The 16,825-nt window shown below is 71.6% G+C and carries 17 protein-coding genes; 4 read left to right on the top strand and 13 right to left on the bottom strand.

The window, feature by feature from the left end; all coding sequences use genetic code 11:
* From pheT to infC, 7 genes are all read right to left on the bottom strand, one after another.
* Positions 1 to 2,506: phenylalanine--tRNA ligase subunit beta (pheT, locus tag ACWDR0_RS25715; protein ID WP_456354130.1), on the bottom strand; the 2,506-nt coding region annotated here is incomplete at its 3' end.
* Complete coding sequence (gene pheS / locus ACWDR0_RS25710) at positions 2,506 to 3,639, bottom strand: phenylalanine--tRNA ligase subunit alpha (protein WP_456354129.1); 1,134 nt, start codon at positions 3,637 to 3,639, stop codon at positions 2,506 to 2,508. The genes pheT and pheS, both read right to left, overlap by 1 nt.
* Before the next feature lie 185 nt (positions 3,640 to 3,824).
* Positions 3,825 to 4,949, bottom strand: coding sequence for an ATP-binding protein (locus ACWDR0_RS25705; protein WP_456354128.1), 1,125 nt, complete (start codon positions 4,947 to 4,949; stop codon positions 3,825 to 3,827).
* Positions 4,950 to 5,166: 217 nt separating this feature from the next.
* A complete protein-coding gene (locus tag ACWDR0_RS25700) occupies positions 5,167 to 5,997 on the bottom strand; it encodes a TrmH family RNA methyltransferase (RefSeq protein ID WP_456354127.1) in 831 nt (276 codons plus the stop codon).
* Between the two features lie 246 nt (positions 5,998 to 6,243).
* Entirely contained in the window at positions 6,244 to 6,630 is a 387-nt protein-coding gene (rplT, locus tag ACWDR0_RS25695) for a 50S ribosomal protein L20 (protein ID WP_358827461.1), read from the bottom strand.
* A gap of 139 nt (positions 6,631 to 6,769) precedes the next feature.
* Complete coding sequence (gene rpmI, locus ACWDR0_RS25690) at positions 6,770 to 6,964, bottom strand: 50S ribosomal protein L35 (RefSeq protein WP_003959822.1); 195 nt, start codon at positions 6,962 to 6,964, stop codon at positions 6,770 to 6,772.
* 128 nt (positions 6,965 to 7,092) lie between these two features.
* Complete coding sequence (gene infC, locus ACWDR0_RS25685) at positions 7,093 to 7,767, bottom strand: translation initiation factor IF-3 (protein ID WP_456354126.1); 675 nt, start codon at positions 7,765 to 7,767, stop codon at positions 7,093 to 7,095.
* 352 nt (positions 7,768 to 8,119) lie between these two features.
* On the opposite strand from infC, the gene ACWDR0_RS25680 reads away from it, so the two are divergent.
* Positions 8,120 to 8,518, top strand: a complete 399-nt coding sequence (locus tag ACWDR0_RS25680) for a DUF1844 domain-containing protein (RefSeq protein WP_456354125.1) — start codon at positions 8,120 to 8,122, stop codon at positions 8,516 to 8,518.
* Between the two features lie 159 nt (positions 8,519 to 8,677).
* Here ACWDR0_RS25680 and ACWDR0_RS25675 read toward each other — a convergent pair whose 3' ends face one another.
* Positions 8,678 to 9,412, bottom strand: a complete 735-nt coding sequence (locus ACWDR0_RS25675) for an SseB family protein (protein WP_456354124.1) — start codon at positions 9,410 to 9,412, stop codon at positions 8,678 to 8,680.
* Between the two features lie 114 nt (positions 9,413 to 9,526).
* Between ACWDR0_RS25675 and ACWDR0_RS25670 the strand changes: the two genes are divergently transcribed.
* Positions 9,527 to 10,216, top strand: coding sequence for a serine hydrolase (locus ACWDR0_RS25670; protein ID WP_456354123.1), 690 nt, complete (start codon positions 9,527 to 9,529; stop codon positions 10,214 to 10,216).
* A gap of 205 nt (positions 10,217 to 10,421) precedes the next feature.
* Here the strand turns inward: ACWDR0_RS25670 and ACWDR0_RS25665 are convergent, their stop codons facing one another.
* From ACWDR0_RS25665 to ACWDR0_RS25645, 5 genes are read right to left on the bottom strand one after another with little or no spacing between them, the layout of a single operon-like run.
* A complete protein-coding gene (locus ACWDR0_RS25665) occupies positions 10,422 to 10,952 on the bottom strand; it encodes an AAA family ATPase (RefSeq protein ID WP_456354122.1) in 531 nt (176 codons plus the stop codon).
* Between the two features lie 38 nt (positions 10,953 to 10,990).
* Positions 10,991 to 11,866, bottom strand: coding sequence for a glycosyltransferase family 2 protein (locus tag ACWDR0_RS25660; RefSeq protein ID WP_456354121.1), 876 nt, complete (start codon positions 11,864 to 11,866; stop codon positions 10,991 to 10,993).
* Entirely contained in the window at positions 11,860 to 13,095 is a 1,236-nt protein-coding gene (locus tag ACWDR0_RS25655; protein WP_456354120.1) for a glycosyltransferase, read from the bottom strand. Before ACWDR0_RS25655 ends, ACWDR0_RS25660 begins: the two co-directional genes overlap by 7 nt.
* Positions 13,092 to 13,796, bottom strand: a complete 705-nt coding sequence (locus ACWDR0_RS25650) for a hypothetical protein (RefSeq protein WP_456354119.1) — start codon at positions 13,794 to 13,796, stop codon at positions 13,092 to 13,094. Before ACWDR0_RS25650 ends, ACWDR0_RS25655 begins: the two co-directional genes overlap by 4 nt.
* Positions 13,793 to 14,950: a glycosyltransferase family 1 protein gene (locus ACWDR0_RS25645; protein ID WP_456354118.1), complete on the bottom strand. Its 1,158-nt coding sequence runs from the start codon at positions 14,948 to 14,950 to the stop codon at positions 13,793 to 13,795. The genes ACWDR0_RS25650 and ACWDR0_RS25645 overlap by 4 nt, the downstream gene beginning before the upstream one ends.
* 122 nt (positions 14,951 to 15,072) lie before the next feature.
* Here ACWDR0_RS25645 and ACWDR0_RS25640 point away from each other — a divergent pair, with 122 nt between their 5' ends.
* Complete coding sequence (locus ACWDR0_RS25640) at positions 15,073 to 16,077, top strand: helix-turn-helix domain-containing protein (RefSeq protein WP_456354117.1); 1,005 nt, start codon at positions 15,073 to 15,075, stop codon at positions 16,075 to 16,077.
* Positions 16,074 to 16,643, top strand: a complete 570-nt coding sequence (locus ACWDR0_RS25635) for a peptide deformylase (protein ID WP_456354116.1) — start codon at positions 16,074 to 16,076, stop codon at positions 16,641 to 16,643. Before ACWDR0_RS25640 ends, ACWDR0_RS25635 begins: the two co-directional genes overlap by 4 nt.
* Positions 16,644 to 16,825 lie beyond the last annotated feature (182 nt).

Below are 16,825 nucleotides of genomic sequence, written 5' to 3'. Positions count from 1 at the left end.
GTTCCGCGGGACCGTCCCGTCGACGGGACAACGGCGTTCCCCGGTCCGCGCCCGGCTCCCTTCCGGTCCGGTCCGGGGCCCGGAAGCGGAGCGCGTACGCCAGGGACTTCCGGCCCTCGCCGATCTGCTCCCCGGTGAAGACGTCGAACAGCCGGACGGACTCCAGCAGTTCACCGGCGCCCACGGCGAGCGCGTGCTCGACGGCGGCGGCCGGGACACCGGCGTCGACGACCAGGGCCACGTCCTGGGTGGCCATCGGGAACGACGAGATCCGCGGTGCGGTGACCGGGCCCTCGCCCGCCCGCCGGACCAGGTCCAGGTCGAGCTCCATGGCACAGGTCCGGGCGGGCACCCCGAACGCCTTCACCACGCGCGGGTGGAGTTCGCCCGCGTGCCCGGCGGAGGTCTTCACCCCGTCGACCACGACGAACAGCTCGGCGCAGCGGCCGGGGTGCCAGGGGCCGTACCGGGACTGCTCGACGGCGAGTTCGGCACCGGCCTCGCGGGCGACGGTCCGGGCGGCCTCGACGGCGTCCGCCCAGTCCGCCGGGCGGCCCTTCCCCCACCAGCCGGCCTGCTCACGGGCGCCGGCCAGCACCACGGCGGCATGCCGGGGCTGCTCGGGCAGGGCCGCGTCCAGGCCCGCCAGTTCGGCGTCGGTGGGGCGCCGGTCGACGGGGAGCGCGGCGGCCCGCCGCTGTTCGGCCGCCGGGTGGAAGACCAGACCCGTCTCGAACAGGGCCAGGTCGTGGCTGCCGCGGCCGTCGTTGCGGCGCAGGGCTCCCAGGAGACCGGGCAGCAGCGTGGTGCGCAGCGCGGGCTCCTCGTCGGAGAGCGGGTTGGCCAGGGTGACGGTCCGGCGGGCCGGGTCGTCGGCGGCCAGGTCCAGCTGGTCGAGGACCTGCGGGCTGATGAACGGGTAGTTCGGCGCCTCGGTGTAACCCGCTCCGGCGAGCGCCCGGCCGATCCGGCGGTGCAGCCGCTGCCGGCCGGTCAGGCCCCGCCCGGAGGCGGGCCGGGGCAGCGTGGAGGGGAGGTTCTCGTACCCCTCCAGCCGCATGACCTCCTCGGCGAGGTCGTTGGGCGCGGTGAGGTCGGGGCGCCACGACGGGACGGTGACGATCAGCTCGTCCTGCCCGTAGACGTCGCAGCCGACCTGCTGGAGGCGGCGGACGACGGTCTCCCGGCCGTAGGCGACACCGGCGACCCGGTCGGGGTGGTCGGCGCGCATGGCGACCGTGCGGGGCGCGGAGGGCGTGATGACCTCGGTGACACCCGGCTCGGCGGTGCCCCCGGCGAGGAGCACCAGCAGGTCCACGGTCCGCTGGGCGGCCGCGGCGGCGGCGAGCGGGTCGACGCCCCGTTCGAAGCGCCGGGACGCCTCGGAGGAGAGCTTGTGGCGGCGGGCGGTGCGGGCGATGGAGACCGGGTCGAAGTGCGCGGCCTCGACGACGATCTCGGTGGTGCCGCGGACCTCGCCGGTCTCCGGGTCGGCGACGGCGTCGGCGATCTCGGTGTGCGCGCCGCCCATGACGCCCGCGAGCCCGATCGGGCCCCGGCTGTCGGTGATGACGAGGTCCCCGGCGTCGAGGACCCGGCGGGTGCCGTCGAGGGTGGTGAGCTTCTCACCGGGCTCGGCGCGGCGCACCCCGATGGGGCCGTCGATCAGGGTGCGGTCGTAGGCGTGCAGCGGCTGCCCCAGCTCCAGCATCACGTAGTTGGTGATGTCGACGGCGAGCGAGACGGGTCGCATGCCGGCCTTCTGGAGGCGGCGGCGGAGCCAGATCGGGGAGCGCGCCTCGGGGTCGACCCCGGTGACGGTCCGCGCGGTGAAGCGGTCGCAGCCGACCGGGTCGGCGACCCGGACGGGGTAGCCCTGGGCGTTGGGCCCGGGGACGTCGAGCAGCGCCGGGTCGCGCAGCGGCAGCCCGTACGCGGTGGCGGCTTCGCGGGCGACACCGCGCATCGACAGGGCGTAGCCGCGGTCGGGCGTGACGGCGATGTCGAGGACCTCGTCGCGCAGCTCCAGCAGGGCGATCGCGTCGGTGCCGGCCTCGTGCTCCGGCGGGAGCACGATGATGCCGCCGGAGGCGTCGGCGCCCATGCCCAGCTCGTCGGAGGAGCAGATCATGCCGCGGGACATCCGGCCGTACGTCTTACGCTCGGCGATCTTGAAGCCGCCGGGCAGCTCGGCGCCGGGGAGGACCACGACGACCTTGTCGCCGACGGCGAAGTTGCGGGCGCCGCAGACGATCTCCTGCGGTTCGCCGGTGCCGTTGGCGGAGCCGACGTCGACCAGGCAGTGCCGGATCGGCTTCTTGAACTCGGTCAGCTCCTCGATGGAGAGCACCCGGCCGACGACCAGGGGGCCGGTCAGGCCGGCGCCGAGCTGCTCGACGGTCTCGACCTCCAGACCGGCGGCAATCAGCTTCTGCTGTACGTCACGGCCGGTCTCCGTCGCCGGCAGGTCGACGTACTCCCGCAGCCAGGAAAGCGGGACCCGCATCAGATCTCCATCCCGAAGGGCCGGGTGAACCGGATGTCACCCTCGACCATGTCTCGCATGTCTTCGACGTTGTGGCGGAACATCAGCATCCGTTCGATGCCGAACCCGAAGGCGAATCCGCTGTACTTCTCGGGGTCGACGCCGCAGGCGACGAGCACCTTGGGGTTGACCATTCCGCAGCCGCCCAGTTCGATCCAGCCCTCGCTGGAGCAGGTGCGGCAGGGGCGGTCGGGGTTGCCGACGGACTCGCCGCGGCAGACGTAGCACACCATGTCCATCTCGGCGGACGGCTCGGTGAAGGGGAAGAAGTTCGGCCGGAGCCGGGTCTTCATGCCCTCGCCGCCGAACAGCTCCCGGACCATGTGGTCGAGGGTGCCCTTGAGGTCCGCCATGGTCAGGCCCTCGTCGATGGCGAGCAGCTCGACCTGGTGGAAGACGGGGGTGTGGGTGGCGTCCAGCTCGTCGGTGCGGTAGACACGGCCCGGGCAGATCACGTACACCGGCAGCTCACGGCTCAGCAGGGAGCGGATCTGCACCGGGGAGGTGTGGGTGCGCAGGACGACCCCGGAGCCCTCAGCGGCGTCGGCACCGCCGGGGCCGTTGACGAAGAAGGTGTCGGCCTCGCCGCGCGCGGGGTGGTCGGGGCCGATGTTCAGCGCGTCGAAGTTGAACCACTCGGCCTCGGCCTCGGGGCCCTCGGCGACCTCGTAGCCCATGGCGACGAAGACGTCCTCGATGCGCTCCGAGAGCGTGGTGATCGGATGGCGGGCGCCGGCCGGGACCCGGTCGTACGGCAGGGTGACGTCCACCGCCTCCTCGACCAGCACCCGGGTGTCGCGCTCGGCCTCCAGTTCGGTCTGGCGGGCGGCGAGGGCCTTGTTCACGGCGCCGCGCGCCTGGCCGACCCGCTTGCCCGCTTCGGCCTTGGCCTGCGGGGGCAGCGCGCCGATCTCACGGTTGGCGAGCGCGAGGGGCGAGGTGCCACCGGTGTGCGCGACCTTCGCGTGGGCGAGCGCTTCGAGGTCGCCCGCGGCGGCGAAGGCGGCGACCGCCTCGTCCCGCATGCGCTCGATTTCTTCCGGTTTCAGTGCCTCGACCTCGACAGGGTCGTACGACTTGTTGGGTGCCGACATCTCTTCCCGTGTTTCCGGTTGGCTTGGTGGACGCGGCTCCGCTCGGCGACGACGGACGCAGACGAAGGACGCAAAGGTGCCAAAGACTGAGTCTAAAGGGTCGGGATCGCACGGGCGGCGGCGCGTTTCCGGGGGACGTCCCGGGGCCCGGCTGGCCGGGCGGCTCGGATGGCCCGGCGGGCGGCTCAGCTCAGATGAGCGGGCAGCCCGACGGGCAGGGTAAATCGGAACTCGGCGCCGCCGGCCGGCCCCCGGCCGACGGTGATGGTGCCGCTGTGGGCCTCGACGATGCCCTTGACGATATAGAGGCCCAGACCGGTGCCGCCGCGTTTGCTGCCCCGCCAGAAGCGGGTGAAGACACGGGCCATCGACTCCTCGGGGATGCCGGGGCCCTGGTCGCTCACGGTGACGGCCGTCCCTTCCTCTGCGTCGCGCGGTGCCGCGGTCGGCGCCACGTCAATAGTGACCGTACCCTCGCCGTGGCGCACCGCGTTTTCCAGCAGATTGCCGAGGACCTGGTCGACCTTGTCGGGGTCGGCCCAGAGGGCGGGCAGCCCCGGGTGGATCCGGACCACGAACCGGTCCGGGCTGCGTCCGCTGGCTATATGGGCCTGGACGTGCCGGCCGACCGCGGCGGCGATGTCGACGGGCTGGCGGCGGACCTCCAGCCGCCCGGAGTCGATCCGGGAGATGTCGAGAAGCTCCGCGATCAGCCGGGTGACCCGGTTGGCGTCGGCGTCGACGGTCTCCAGCATCAGCTTCTTCTGGTCGTCGGTGAACCGCTCCCATTTGGCGAGCAGGGTGGCCGTGAAGCCCTTCACCGAGGTCAGCGGGGAGCGCAGCTCATGGGCGACGGTGGCGATCAGCTCGGCGTGGCTGCGTTCGGTGCGCCGGCGGGCCTCGGTGCCGCGCAGGCTGACCACCAGACGGCGCAGCGGGCCGGTGGGGTACTCGCGGACGTACCGGGCGGAGACGAGGACCTCGCGGCCGCCGGGGAGCAGCAGATTGCGCTCGGGCTGGCCGACCCGGGTGGCGAGTCCGCCGTACGGGTCGGTCAGGGCCCACCAGCGGCGGCCCTTGAGGTCCTCCAGGGGCAGGGCGCGCTCCAGGGGCTGCCCGAGGGCGTCGGCGCCGGCCGTGGCGGTGATCCGGACGGCCGCGGCGTTGAAGCAGATCACCCGGCCGTTCTCGTCGGCGACGACGAGCCCGTCGGGCAGGTCGTCGGGGTCGACCGGGAACGCGCCGGGACCGGTGGACGCGCACGGCGACGTGCCGTGTGTCTCCGCGACCCTGCTCGTGCCGACCGCCATACCCGTGCCCCCACCTCTCCGCTTCGCAGTGGGCCCCCGAGCCCGTCACCCTACTAGCTCAAGGTGACGGTCCGGACCCCCTGCGCGAGTGCGCCCCCCGTACCACCCGTCAACCCTGCCTCGCTCCCCGGATGCGCCGTCCGCTGTCGCGGCGCCCTCCGGGCCGTTCGCGTACCCCCGGCCCCGGCTTGCCCCGGGGCTCCCGTACGCCGGGTTCCTACGCCCCGGAGCGCTGGGCGCGCGCCGAGGCGTAGAGACATACGGCCGCGGCGGTCGCCAGGTTCAGGCTCTCGGCCCGGCCGTGGATCGGAACCCGGATCACGGCGTCCGCGAGCGCCCGGGTCTCCTCGGGGAGGCCCCAGGCCTCGTTGCCGAAGACCCAGGCGGTGGGGCCGCCCATGGTGCCCGCGTCCAGTTCGGTGTCGAGGTCGTCCCCGGCACCGTCGGCCGCGACCACGCGCACCCCGGCGCCCCGCAGTTCCCGTACGGCCCGTTCCACCGGGACGCCGACGGCGACCGGCAGATGGAAGTGGGAGCCCACCGAGGCCCGGACGGCCTTGGGGTTGTAGAGGTCGACGGAGGCGTCGGTGAGGACGACGGCGTCGGCTCCGGCGGCGTCGGCGCAGCGCAGTACGGTGCCCGCATTCCCGGGGTCCCGGACATTGGCGAGCACGGCGACGAGCCGGGGCCGGGCCGCCACGATGTCCTCGAACGGGACGTCGACGAACCGGCAGACGCCGACCAGCCCCTGCGGGGTGACCGTGGTGGAGATATCGGCGATGACCGTCTCGTCGGCGAGATGGACCCGGACTCCGGCGGCCCCGGCGGCCGCCAGGATGTCCGGATAGCGCTCGGCCGCCTCGGGGGTGGCGAACAGCTCCGTGAGCGTGGTCTCGCCCGCCGGTGTCCGGTGGCCGGTGGCCTCCCGTACCGCCTGCGGCCCCTCGGCCAGGAACAGCCGCTCCTTGCCGCGGAGGTTCCGCCGGGCCAGCTTCCGCGCGGCGCCGACGCGCGGGGAGCGCGGGGAGATCAACTCGGGGGCGGCCATGGACTCACTTCCGGGAGAGGCGCCGCCGGCGCGGGGCGCGGGCGGCGTGACGAGCGGGCGGACACGGAGAGGCACCGTACGAAGAGCCATCTCAGGAAGAGGCGTAGTACGGAACGGCGGACGGCACCGCCCGGTGACACGTGGATGCAGACGGACCCGCAGGCCACAGGGGCCTGCGGGTCCGGAACGCGGGTGTCGCACCACCGGTGCGCGCGGCACGGCGGCGGTGCGACGATCACGCGGCGATCAGGCGGCGGCCTTCGGCGCGTTCACATCGGCGGGGAGCGCCTTCTGCGCGGCCTCGACCAGCGCGGCGAACGCGTTGGCGTCGTTGACGGCCAGCTCGGCCAGGATCTTGCGGTCCACCTCGATGTTGGCGGCCTTCAGACCCTGGATCAGACGGTTGTAGGTCATACCGTTCTGACGGGCAGCGGCGTTGATGCGCTGGATCCAGAGCTGACGGAAGTCGCCCTTGCGCTTCTTCCGGTCGTTGTAGTTGTAGACCAGGGAGTGGGTGACCTGCTCCTTGGCCTTGCGGTACAGGCGCGAACGCTGGCCGCGGTAACCGCTGGCCTGCTCCAGGATCGCCCGGCGCTTCTTGTGGGCGTTGACTGCCCGCTTGACGCGTGCCACTTGTTAACTCCTTGTAGCGGGGCCGTACGTGCGGCGGCACGGCCCGAATACGAATTTGGTCTCCCGGTCCCGGCGTCGTCTCCCCCGCTCCGTCAGCGGGCCCCGCGACCGCGGGGCCGCCCGGAGGCGGGAGGCGACGTCACTTGCCGAGAAGCTTCTTGATCTTCTTGGCGTCGCCGGGGGCCATCTCCGCGTTGCCGGTGAGGCGACGCGTCAGCGTGGACGGCTTGTGCTCCAGCAGGTGGCGCTTGCCGGCGCGCTCACGGAGCACCTTGCCGGAGCCGGTGATCTTGAAGCGCTTCTTGGAACCGCTGTGCGTCTTGTTCTTCGGCATCGCGCCGTTATCTCCTCGTCAGTGGCGCTCTCCCCCGGCGCGCGCGGGCACCGGGAACGCGGGAGCGTCCAGTTCGTCTTGTCAGGTCCGGGGCGGACCCGGGGCGGCCGCAAGGCTGCCCCCGGGGCTCATCCCTCGGAGGGGGTCTCGACCGGAGTCTCGACCGGGGCTTCGGCCGGAGCCTCTGCCTGCTCCTCGGCCGGAGCCTTGGGGTCACGGCCCGCCTTGCGTGCGGCCTGGGCCTCACGCGCCTCGGCCATGGCCTCGGTCTTCTTCTTGTGCGGGCCGAGAACCATGATCATGTTCCGGCCGTCCTGCTTCGGGTTCGACTCGATGAATCCGAGGTCCTCGACATCGGACGCAAGACGCTGAAGCAGACGGTAACCAAGCTCGGGGCGAGACTGCTCACGACCACGGAACATGATCGTGATCTTGACCTTGTCGCCCTGCTTCAGGAAGCGGACGACATGGCCCTTCTTGGTGTCGTAGTCGTGCGGGTCGATCTTCGGCCGGAGCTTCATCTCCTTGATGACCGTGTGCGCCTGGTTCTTGCGCGCCTCACGGGCCTTCATGGCCGACTCGTACTTGAACTTCCCGTAGTCCATGAGCTTGCACACGGGCGGCCGGGCGTTCGCCGCGACCTCGACCAGGTCGAGGTCGTACTCCTGGGCGAGCTCAAGGGCCTTGGCGAGCGGGACGATGCCCACCTGCTCGCCGCTGGGACCGACAAGCCGCACTTCAGGAACGCGAATCCGGTCGTTGATGCGGGGCTCGGCGCTGATGGATCCTCCTCGGTAGCACACGCGGCCGACTGGCAGACGGCCGCGAGCGTCTGTTTGGTAAGACCAACCGCGCAGGAACAGAAAAAATGCCCCGGACGGGACACAGGCGGCAGCTCCTCGAATACCGGAGCACCGCCGCGAATACCCGCGGGGCGCACATCGGGCAGTTCCATCGTCCGTACGGAACGATGGGGACCGCCTGACCGGTGACCCGCCGCCCCGAGGGCGGCCAGGTGGGAGATCGGAGCCTCCACTTGTGGGCCGGGCACAGTCGTGTCCGGCCGGTCGTCACACAAGGTTAGCACCTTCGGCGGGGCGGTGCTAACCGGTGGCCCCGGCGGCCGCGTCGGCGGCGGGGCATATCGTGGGCGTCATGAGTGACGCGACCCCTTCCCCCGGCGCCGGCGAGCCCGCCGTGTCCCCCGCATCCGCCGAGGCCCCCGACTTCGACGCCATGACCCGCGATATCGCGGAGGTGCCCGCCGTCGAGGTGATCGTCACGGTCGCGGTCAACCTGATGAGCGCCGCCGCCGTGAAGCTGGGCCTCACCGAGGAGGGCGACCGGCACAAGGACCTCGACGAGGCCCGCAAGCTGGTGCACGCGCTGGCCGGACTGCTGGACGCCTCCACGACGGAGGTCAGCTCCTTCCACGCCGCGCCCCTGCGCGACGGCCTGAAGTCGCTCCAGCTCGCGTTCCGCGAGGCGTCCCTGATCCCGGACGAGCCGGGTCAGGGACCGGGCGAGAAGTACACCGGGCCGGTCTACGGCTAGGAATTCGCGCGGGGACTCCCCGGGCCCGGGGCGGGGCAGCGGCGCCGCCAACGGGGCCCGGGTACGGGCCGGGACCGGGTGGCCCCGGCCGGCCCGCCCGGGACCGGGTGTTGCCGACCGGGTAGCCCCGGCCGGCAGGCCCGGCCGGGAACCCCGGGATCAGGAACGTACGGAGAAGGGCTCGCCCGGAGGGGTGGCCCCGGCCGGCAGCAGCGCCAGGTCGAGGCCCCGCACCAGGCGGGCCCTCAGTACGTCGTGGCCCGCGAGGGCCCTGGCGATGCGCCCGGCGACCCCGGCGGCGTCCGCGCCGTCCGCCAGGACCAGGGCGAGGGTGCCGTCGGTGCCGTCCCCGGGCAGCAGATGGACCCGTACGACGGCGGGCTCGGCCGCCACCACCTCCCGGACGGCCCCGGTGACGGCCGGGTCGTCCAGCGGATCGGTGCTGATCCGGCCCTCCGCCGCGGCCCGCAGCGCGGCACCGCTGAGCTGGTACGGCACCGGCCCGGCGAGGTCGAGCACCAGGGTGTCGGCCCGCTCGTGGGCGACCGCCTGGAGCGCCTGGTGCAGCGGTACGGCGACCGGACGGGCGGCCGGGTCCCAGCGGGCCAGGGTCTCCAGCGACGTGAACGCGGGCAGCGCGCGCCGGTCCCCCGCGGTGAGCGTGGGCACCGCCATCTCGCTGGTCTTCTCCCGCCGCAGCCCGTTCTCGTCCGTCTCGACCTCGCCGAGTACGGCGACGACCGGCACCAGCAGGCGCGCCCCGGCGAGCGCCGCCAGGACCCCCCCCTCGGCCGTCCGGTCGCCCGCCCAGACGGCGAGTGCCGCCGTCAGCCGGGCGTCGGCGGTGCCGTCGTCGTCGGAGAAACCGGGATCGGGGATGTTCTTGAGGGCCACGCTCCGAGCCTAGTTCCCTCCGGGCGGCGGCCGGTCACGGGGGCGCCGGGCGGACGGGAGCCTCGGGCGGGACAGGGCCTTATCGGATCCCGTACGGCCGCATAGCCTGCGGCCATGACCGAGACCTCCGCCGTACCCGGCGGCTCCCTGGCTTCCGGCGCCTCCGGCGTACCCGGCCCTCCGGCGTGTCACCGGCTCTCGGTCGCCGTGGGGACGGAGTCCGGTTCCTGGTACGGCGAGGGCGCCGATCTCCGCTATCCCTCGGCCAGCATCGTCAAGGTCTCCGTACTGGCCGCCCTGCTGCGGAGCGGCCGGCCGCTGGACGCCCGGCAGCGGGCCCTGGCCCGGGACATGATCGTCCGGAGCGACAACGACGCGGCGACCGAGCTGTGGCAGGCCCTGGGCGGCGCCCCGGCGCTGGACGCCGCGCATGCGCGCCTCGGGCTGACCGCGACCTCCGCCCACCCGGCCTGGGGCCTGACCCGGACCACCGCCCGCGATCAGCTGACCCTGCTGCGGTCCGTGTTCCGGGAGCCCGGGTACGCCCCGCTGCGGGAGCTGATGGGCCTGGTCCGCGTGGACCAGGCCTGGGGCGTGTCGGCGGCCGCCGGTCCGGGGCCCGGCGGGTGGGCGCTCAAGAACGGCTGGATGCCGATGCGGGCGACCGGCCTGTGGGTGGTCCATTCCATGGGACGGGCCGGCGGCCGCCTCGTGGTGGCGCTCTCGGACGGGCACCCGTCGAAGGAGGCCGGAGTCGCCCGGGTGGAGGCGGCGGTACGCGCGGCGGTGGCCGCCGCGGGCTGAACCCGGGGTGCGGCGGGCCCGTGAGCCCCGGGCTCGACAGTGCGGATTCACCGGCTCAGGTGCTGGTGTGGCATACCGCTTCCCTGCCGGACAAGCGGGCGACCGCAGCTCGCCTCCGAAGCACCCATGGCAGCGAGCCCAGCCTCTCCGTGCCCCAGCCTCTGGTGACGCCACACCATGTGACGCGTGGGGCGAGCAGAGGCACTCAGCGCTGAGTGTGCCGAGCTGCGGCCAGCGCTGCCAGAAGTGCGTTCTGGTCTCCGGTGTGGACGATAACTTCCTCGTCCTCGGCCGGGGTGTCGAAGCGGGCGAAGAAGTCGTCGAGGGCTTCGGGGGTGACGGTGAGGGCGTTGGCGTCCTCGCGCTGGTTGCGTTCGGTCAGGCGCCGTAGCAGTTCGTCGCGGTCGGCGGGAAGGTAAACGACGACGGGATGGCCGCCTCCTTCACGGGCGGCCTCCCGCCAGGCGTCCCGGTCCGTGCGGCGCCACAGACCATGGTCGAGGACGACATCGTTCCCGGCCTGGAGTTCCTTGGTGAACCGTTCCCGGGTGGTCTCGATGGCGGGTCGCTCGCGCTCGAAGTAGGTGTGCTCGGGGTAGTCCACGCCGTAGCGGCCGTGGAGGCGGTGTACCTCCTCGTCCACGGACAGCCGGACGTAGCCGTGGCGGGTGAGGGTCTGGGCGACGGTGGTCTTGCCGGAGCCGGTGAGGCCGACCAGGAGAACGGCGAGGGGCACGGGGTCATCCCTTCCGCGACGGGCGTGCACGAGCGCGGTCATTCTCCCCGATCCCGGGCGGAGCCGGCGGACGGCCGCCAGGCGGTGACGATGTCGCGGGCCTCGGCGGCCCAGCCGTCCGGCGTCCGGTCCAGGCCCACCCGCCGGAACGCGAACTGCGGATCGCCGATGTCGATCGAGCCGCTGTGCCGGCGAACGTGTGACAGGAGACGGGCGGCTTCGCCGCGTACGGCCGGGGTCTGTTCCTGCCAGGTGCCCGTCGAGAAGTGCTGAACCCTGCGGCGGAGGTCGTCCAAGACCCCGGAGCGCCACTTGAAGTGGTGAACGGCGCAGAGGCGGTCCGGGTCCGGTCTGTGTCCGGGGGATCGGTGGTTGCCGGAGGAGACGGGGATGTCGTGGCAGGCCAGTGCGATCTTGCGGGGGTCCCCGTGCAGGAGCCGGTGGGTGAGATGGCCGCCGAGGGGATACGCGTGATCCAGCCCGTCTTCGGTGCGCCAGCCGGTCAGATGCCCGGTCGCGGTGACGCGGTCGAGCATCAGGCCGCCCACGGTCCGGTGTCCGGAACGTTCGGCCTGTTCGATCACCTCGGGGAGAGGCGCGGCGTACTGCTGGAATTCGTCGGCGTCAGCGAGCAGGTGCCAGCCGCGTCCGGCGTGGTGCCGCAGGGCGTCGCGGAGCTGTGTGTTCGTGTGCTCGTGCCAAGGGCCGGTCGAGGTGCCGGTGGGAACGATGCCCAGCTCCCGGCAGGCCGCCTGGAGCTGGTGCTGCTGGGCGTGGGGAACATGCTCGGGGAAATGGAAAGCGATCAAGAATCGCTCAATGCCGAGCTTCCGGTAGTGGTGGACCCATGCTTCGAACAGAGAAGGCTCGACGGGCCCGACGACGGCGATCAGAGCCGGGGGTGTGCTCAGCATCGGGACTCCGTGGTCATGAGGGAGGCGATCATCCGAGTGAGGAAGTCGGCCTGGTCTGCGGCGGTCGGCATCCCCAGAAGGTCGGGAGCCTCAGAGCCGGGTCGCTCAGGCGGTTGGCGGATGACGCTGCGCAGAGCGTGGACGAGGCCATCCGGGTCGCCTGGGGGGAACATCAGGGCCCACGGTCGGCCCTGGAGCCGGCCGGTGAGCGTGAGGTCGTGACCAGAGAGGATCAGCGGGACGCCGAGGCGGGCGGCGTCCATCACCAGGCCGGACTCCTTGCCGACCCCTGGGCGCCGGGCGACGAGGGCGGCGTCAGCCGCCCCATAAACCCGTCGTAGCGCGCACTCCGTGACGGGTCCGGGGATCACGTGCAGGTGGAGGAAGGGCAGGTTCTGCCAGCGTGCGAGTACCGACTCGTCCAGTGGATCGCCCGTGACCACGAGGTGCAGCGGTTCCTTCAGCCGGGCCAGGGCGGCGTCGATGACGTCGAGGTCCTTGTACGGCCACCAGCCGCCGACGAGGCAGACCACGGCATCGGTGATCGGGATCCCGAGGGCCGACCGGCCACTTTCACGTTCGGAGTCGGTCAGACGGAGACCATCGTCGACCGCGAAGGCTCGGACCACGGCCGGCAGGTCGGGGAAGTCCTCGGCGAACTGGTCGCCGACCGACTCGGTCGGGTACACGGCGATCACTCGGCGCTCGCCCCGGCGGGCCAGGCGGCCGATGAGCCGTACGAAGGAGTCTTCGGTCGTGACGGCCTCGTGGACGAACCGGAGATGCGGTTGACTTCCCAGAAGGGCTGCTGCCCCGTGCAGCGCATCGCTGGCGGTGAGGATCACGACCGCGTCGGCGATGGGCTGAAGCCGACGGGCGGTCCGCAGTGCCGAGGCTTCGGCCAGGCAGCGCGCGATGAGGGTGATCTGGTGTGGCAGCCGCCGCAGACGGTCGGGCCATCGACGAGAGCGAAAGACCCGCCGGATGACCGTCGAAACACCAGCAAGGAGGCGTGATGCGACGAAGAATCCGGCGGAGACACGCCCCACGGGCGCGGTCGCCGTTCGGGCTGCCGTCTCCCGGAGCACGGCCACCGCATCGGGTGCGATTCCGTTCAGGGCGACGACCAGGCTGCCGGGTCGTGCCTGGGCGAGCGCCACCAGAGTGCGCTGATGGTGCCCGCCCAGCCGGTCGGCGTACGGCTCGATCAGGGCGAGTGGCCTAGTCACCCGGAGACCGTCTGGTCCCCGTGGACCTCAGTGAACCTTTGCCGCAGCCACGCCGGATCGTTGAGCCGCTCGAACTGGTCCGGTTGACGGGCGACCTCGCTCGCGAAGGCCACGCCCTCTCGGGCCCCCGCTGCGGCGAAGGCGGCGAACTCCCCGTCGCTGCTGCGGCTCCAAGCTTCCACCCGCCAGTGGGCGTCGCCGTCGGCCATGCCGTACTCACTGCCGCGGGTGAGCATCGCGCACTCCCGAAAGCCCGCCTTCCAGGAGTGGAAGGGGCTCTGGTTGAAGCGGGTGACACCGGCGGCCTGTTCGGCGAACTCGACGCGTCCGGGCAGTGCGGCGAGGACATCCACCGCCTCGCCCATCTCCCGCAGAGCACTGCGGCGGATGAGCTTGAGCCCGCCGTAGCCGTAGGTCAGTCCGTTGACGGGGTTGACCGCGCGCCACACGCGCATGGAGACATCCTCGTCCAGGGGCTCCACAGCGGCCGGGGCGAAGTTGGTGTCTATGGCAAAGTCGCCGTCCGCGAGGAAGAACTGCTCACGGTCGACGGCCTCGGCACACAGCAGGTAGGCCCGGCGCATGCCGTGTACTCCGTGCAGGCGCTTCACAGCGCCCCCGAGGGTCCGCTGGAGGCGGGAGTGGAGGGAGTCGGCCATCGGTTCGTCGTACGAGAGGAAGACGGCGTCGAACCCAGTCACGAGATCGCCTCCAGGTAGCGGGTGGCAACCAGTTCGGGGGTGAAGTCGGCCGTGGAGGCGTGGGCGCGCTTGGCGTGCAGGGCGTGGAACGTGTCGTCGGAGGCCAGCCGCTCGGCGAGGGCGACCGCCTCGGACGTGGTGGTGAAGCACAGTTCGGGGTCAATGTGCTCGGCGAGCCAGCCCAGTCGCGGCGAGATTACCGGCAGGCCCATGCCCTGGCAGTCGATCACGCTCATCGACCACGGGCAGCCGCGCCGGAACGGGGCGATACCGAAGCGCGCCCCGGCCAGCAGATCCCGATAGCGGACGCGGTCACCCCGGTCCGAGACGATCTGCACATGAGGCAGAGCGGCAAGTTTCTCCTGCATCCGCTCGGGACTGTCGTTCAGCCCGGTCCGAGCGGCACTGCGCTGCCCGAACAGGTCCATCACCCGAAGCCGCACGGATCCGGAAGACACAAGTTCACGGGCCAGGTCCACGAACTGTTGGGTGCCGTAGTGCGCGTACAGCCTGTGGTTGTAGACCCCGATCGGTTCGGCTCCGTCGCCGCTCGGGGTGGTGACGGGCGCGCGGACCAGGCGTTCGTCGCGTGGGGCCGAAACCACCCGCAGCCTGTCGCCCAGATCCACGGTCATCCGTTCAGCTGCGGCCGAGACCCAGGAGGCGGCTGTGGAGGAGTGCACCATCACCCGGTCACAGACAGCCAGGCCGGCGGCGAACGCCAGCAGCACCGGCCGCCCGAGCCCGCCGTCATCGAGGGATGGGTCGACCAGAAGCTGCCTGCCGTCGTCGAAGGAGTACGGCAGATAGTGGCAGTACCCGGCCAGTAGCGCGCCGGAGCCCGTTTCCAGCAGGGCCGTACGGATCGCGGTGGCCTCCTCGATCTGGTTGGCCACCACCACGTCCGGCTTCTCGGACCGAATGAGAGACTCCAATTCGTCGATGTCCGCCGAGAACCGGGCGCGATACTTCGTTCCGGGCAGCTTCGTCTGCCGGAAGCCGCACCGGCCGTCCCCGGCCGGTGCTGGCGCGGCGACGGTCACCTCGGCTCCGGCGTCCGCGAGGGCCGGGGCGAGGAGATCGGCGAAGATCCAGCCGGAGTCCGATGACAGCCGGTCGGGGTTGGAGATGTTCAGCAGGTACAGCACGCGCATGATGCGTCGCCTCCGTCATCCGCCCGGGTCGGTCCGGGCCGCTGAGGGAAGGAAAGCGTCGACGCGGACCGTGACGGGATGATGAACTGGGATCACTCACGGTTCATTCATGCTCACTGAAGATGACACGGGGCGATGGTTCGATGGACACCCAGGGCGCGGAGATCACCGCCGAACAGGCAGCCGAGGACTTCGCGGCCGAGTTGGCGCGGTGGCGTGAGGTACGGGGTCTGTCCAAGCGGGCTTTAGCCCAGGCCATGGGCTTCCACCCGTCGTACGTCAGCCACATGGAGTCCGGTCGCCACAAGCCCAGCGCGGAGTTCGCCCGGCTCGCCGACGAGGTGATGAACTCCGCGAAGGCCATCTGGCGGCGCTGGCTCGACTACGAGCAGGCGAGGGCCAGAGAGTCCCGAGCACGGCGCCCACCCGCAGCCCCGCCGACACCGCGAATGCCCGAGCAGCCGCACGCCGTAGGCTCCGCCCTCGTCGTCGAACACGACGCCGCGCACCTCCGCTACGACGGCCGCGCCTACCGGCTCACGATGCGACGCCAGCTCCGGAACACCGGCACGGAACCGGTCACCCGCTACCTGATCCGCATCTCGGTCGACCGCTACCCCGGCGACCCGGAACAGTCCAACGCCCACTACCGGGCCCACCCGCTGACCTGGGACGAACTCGACCTCACCGCCACCTGCCGGGGCGAGCCAATGCGATGGCAGGCCAAGCACGACCGTGACGCCTTCAAGGAGATCTGGCTGCTGTTCGACAACGAACACGGCCGCTTCCCGCTCTACCCCAGCGAATCCGTCTGGATCGAGTACGCCTACACCGTCGGCGACGACAAATGGGGCAACTGGTTCCAGCGTGCCGTCCGCCTGCCCACAGAACAGCTCGAAGTCCAGCTTGTCTTCCCCACCGCCCTCAACCCCGTGGTCTGGGGCACCGAGACCTCGATGACCGCCGAAGCCTCCCCACTCCGCACCCCGCCCGTCCGCCGCGACGACGGCGAGCATCGGGCTTTCACGTGGATCACGACGACACCCGCACTGCACGCTCGGTACCGTCTGGAGTGGCGGTTCCGCGCACGACCCGAACACAAGACGGAACAGGGAGAGTTCAGTTGACGAGCGTTCGGCCCAGCCAGCAGATGCGAGACCTCGGCGTCGTCCAGGAGGGCGCCGCCATCCTCACCACCCCGGCCCGCCGCTTCGACCTGCCCACCGAGCAGGACGAGGCCGAGCGCATCGTGGACGAATTGTTCGCCGCCCTCAACCGCATCAGCCAGGTCCACCCCTTCGCCAAGGGCATGGGCATCGCGGCCCCACAGATCGGCATTGGCCGCGCCGTCGCCATCGTCCAGCCACCCGGCGACGCCCCCGCGATCATCCTGCTCAACCCAAGGGTCACAGCCTGCGTGGACGCGAGCGACGAGCAGTATGAGGGCTGCCTGAGCTTCTTCGACGTCCGGGGCCTTGTCCCCCGCCCCTTGGAGATCACCGTCGAGAGCACGGCCTTGGCCGGCGAGACAGCAGCCGCAGTGTACGAACACGGCCTCGCCCGCCTCATCCACCACGAGATCGACCACCTCGACGGTCTCCTGTACACCACCCGGATGCGGAGAGGGGAATACCCAATTCCCGTGGAGCAATACCGGCAGACTGGCCAGGCATGGTCCTACGAGGATGCCTGACCTCCTCGCCTTCGCAGACCAGGAAACAGCCGATCCACCCCGCACCTGCAGCCTGACCCCCAGCCACAGCGTGTAGCACGTAGGACAGCCCGATCGCCGACGGACCGCCCCAAAGCAAGATTCAGTGATCCCCTAGTCGGGGGACTCAGATGGCGTTGTTGGTCGCAGTCGGTTCCTCGAGA

Source organism: Streptomyces sp. NPDC003691, from assembly GCF_053981115.1.
Note: the sequence above shows the minus strand (reverse complement) of the source record. Positions and strands in the feature narration are given on the sequence as shown.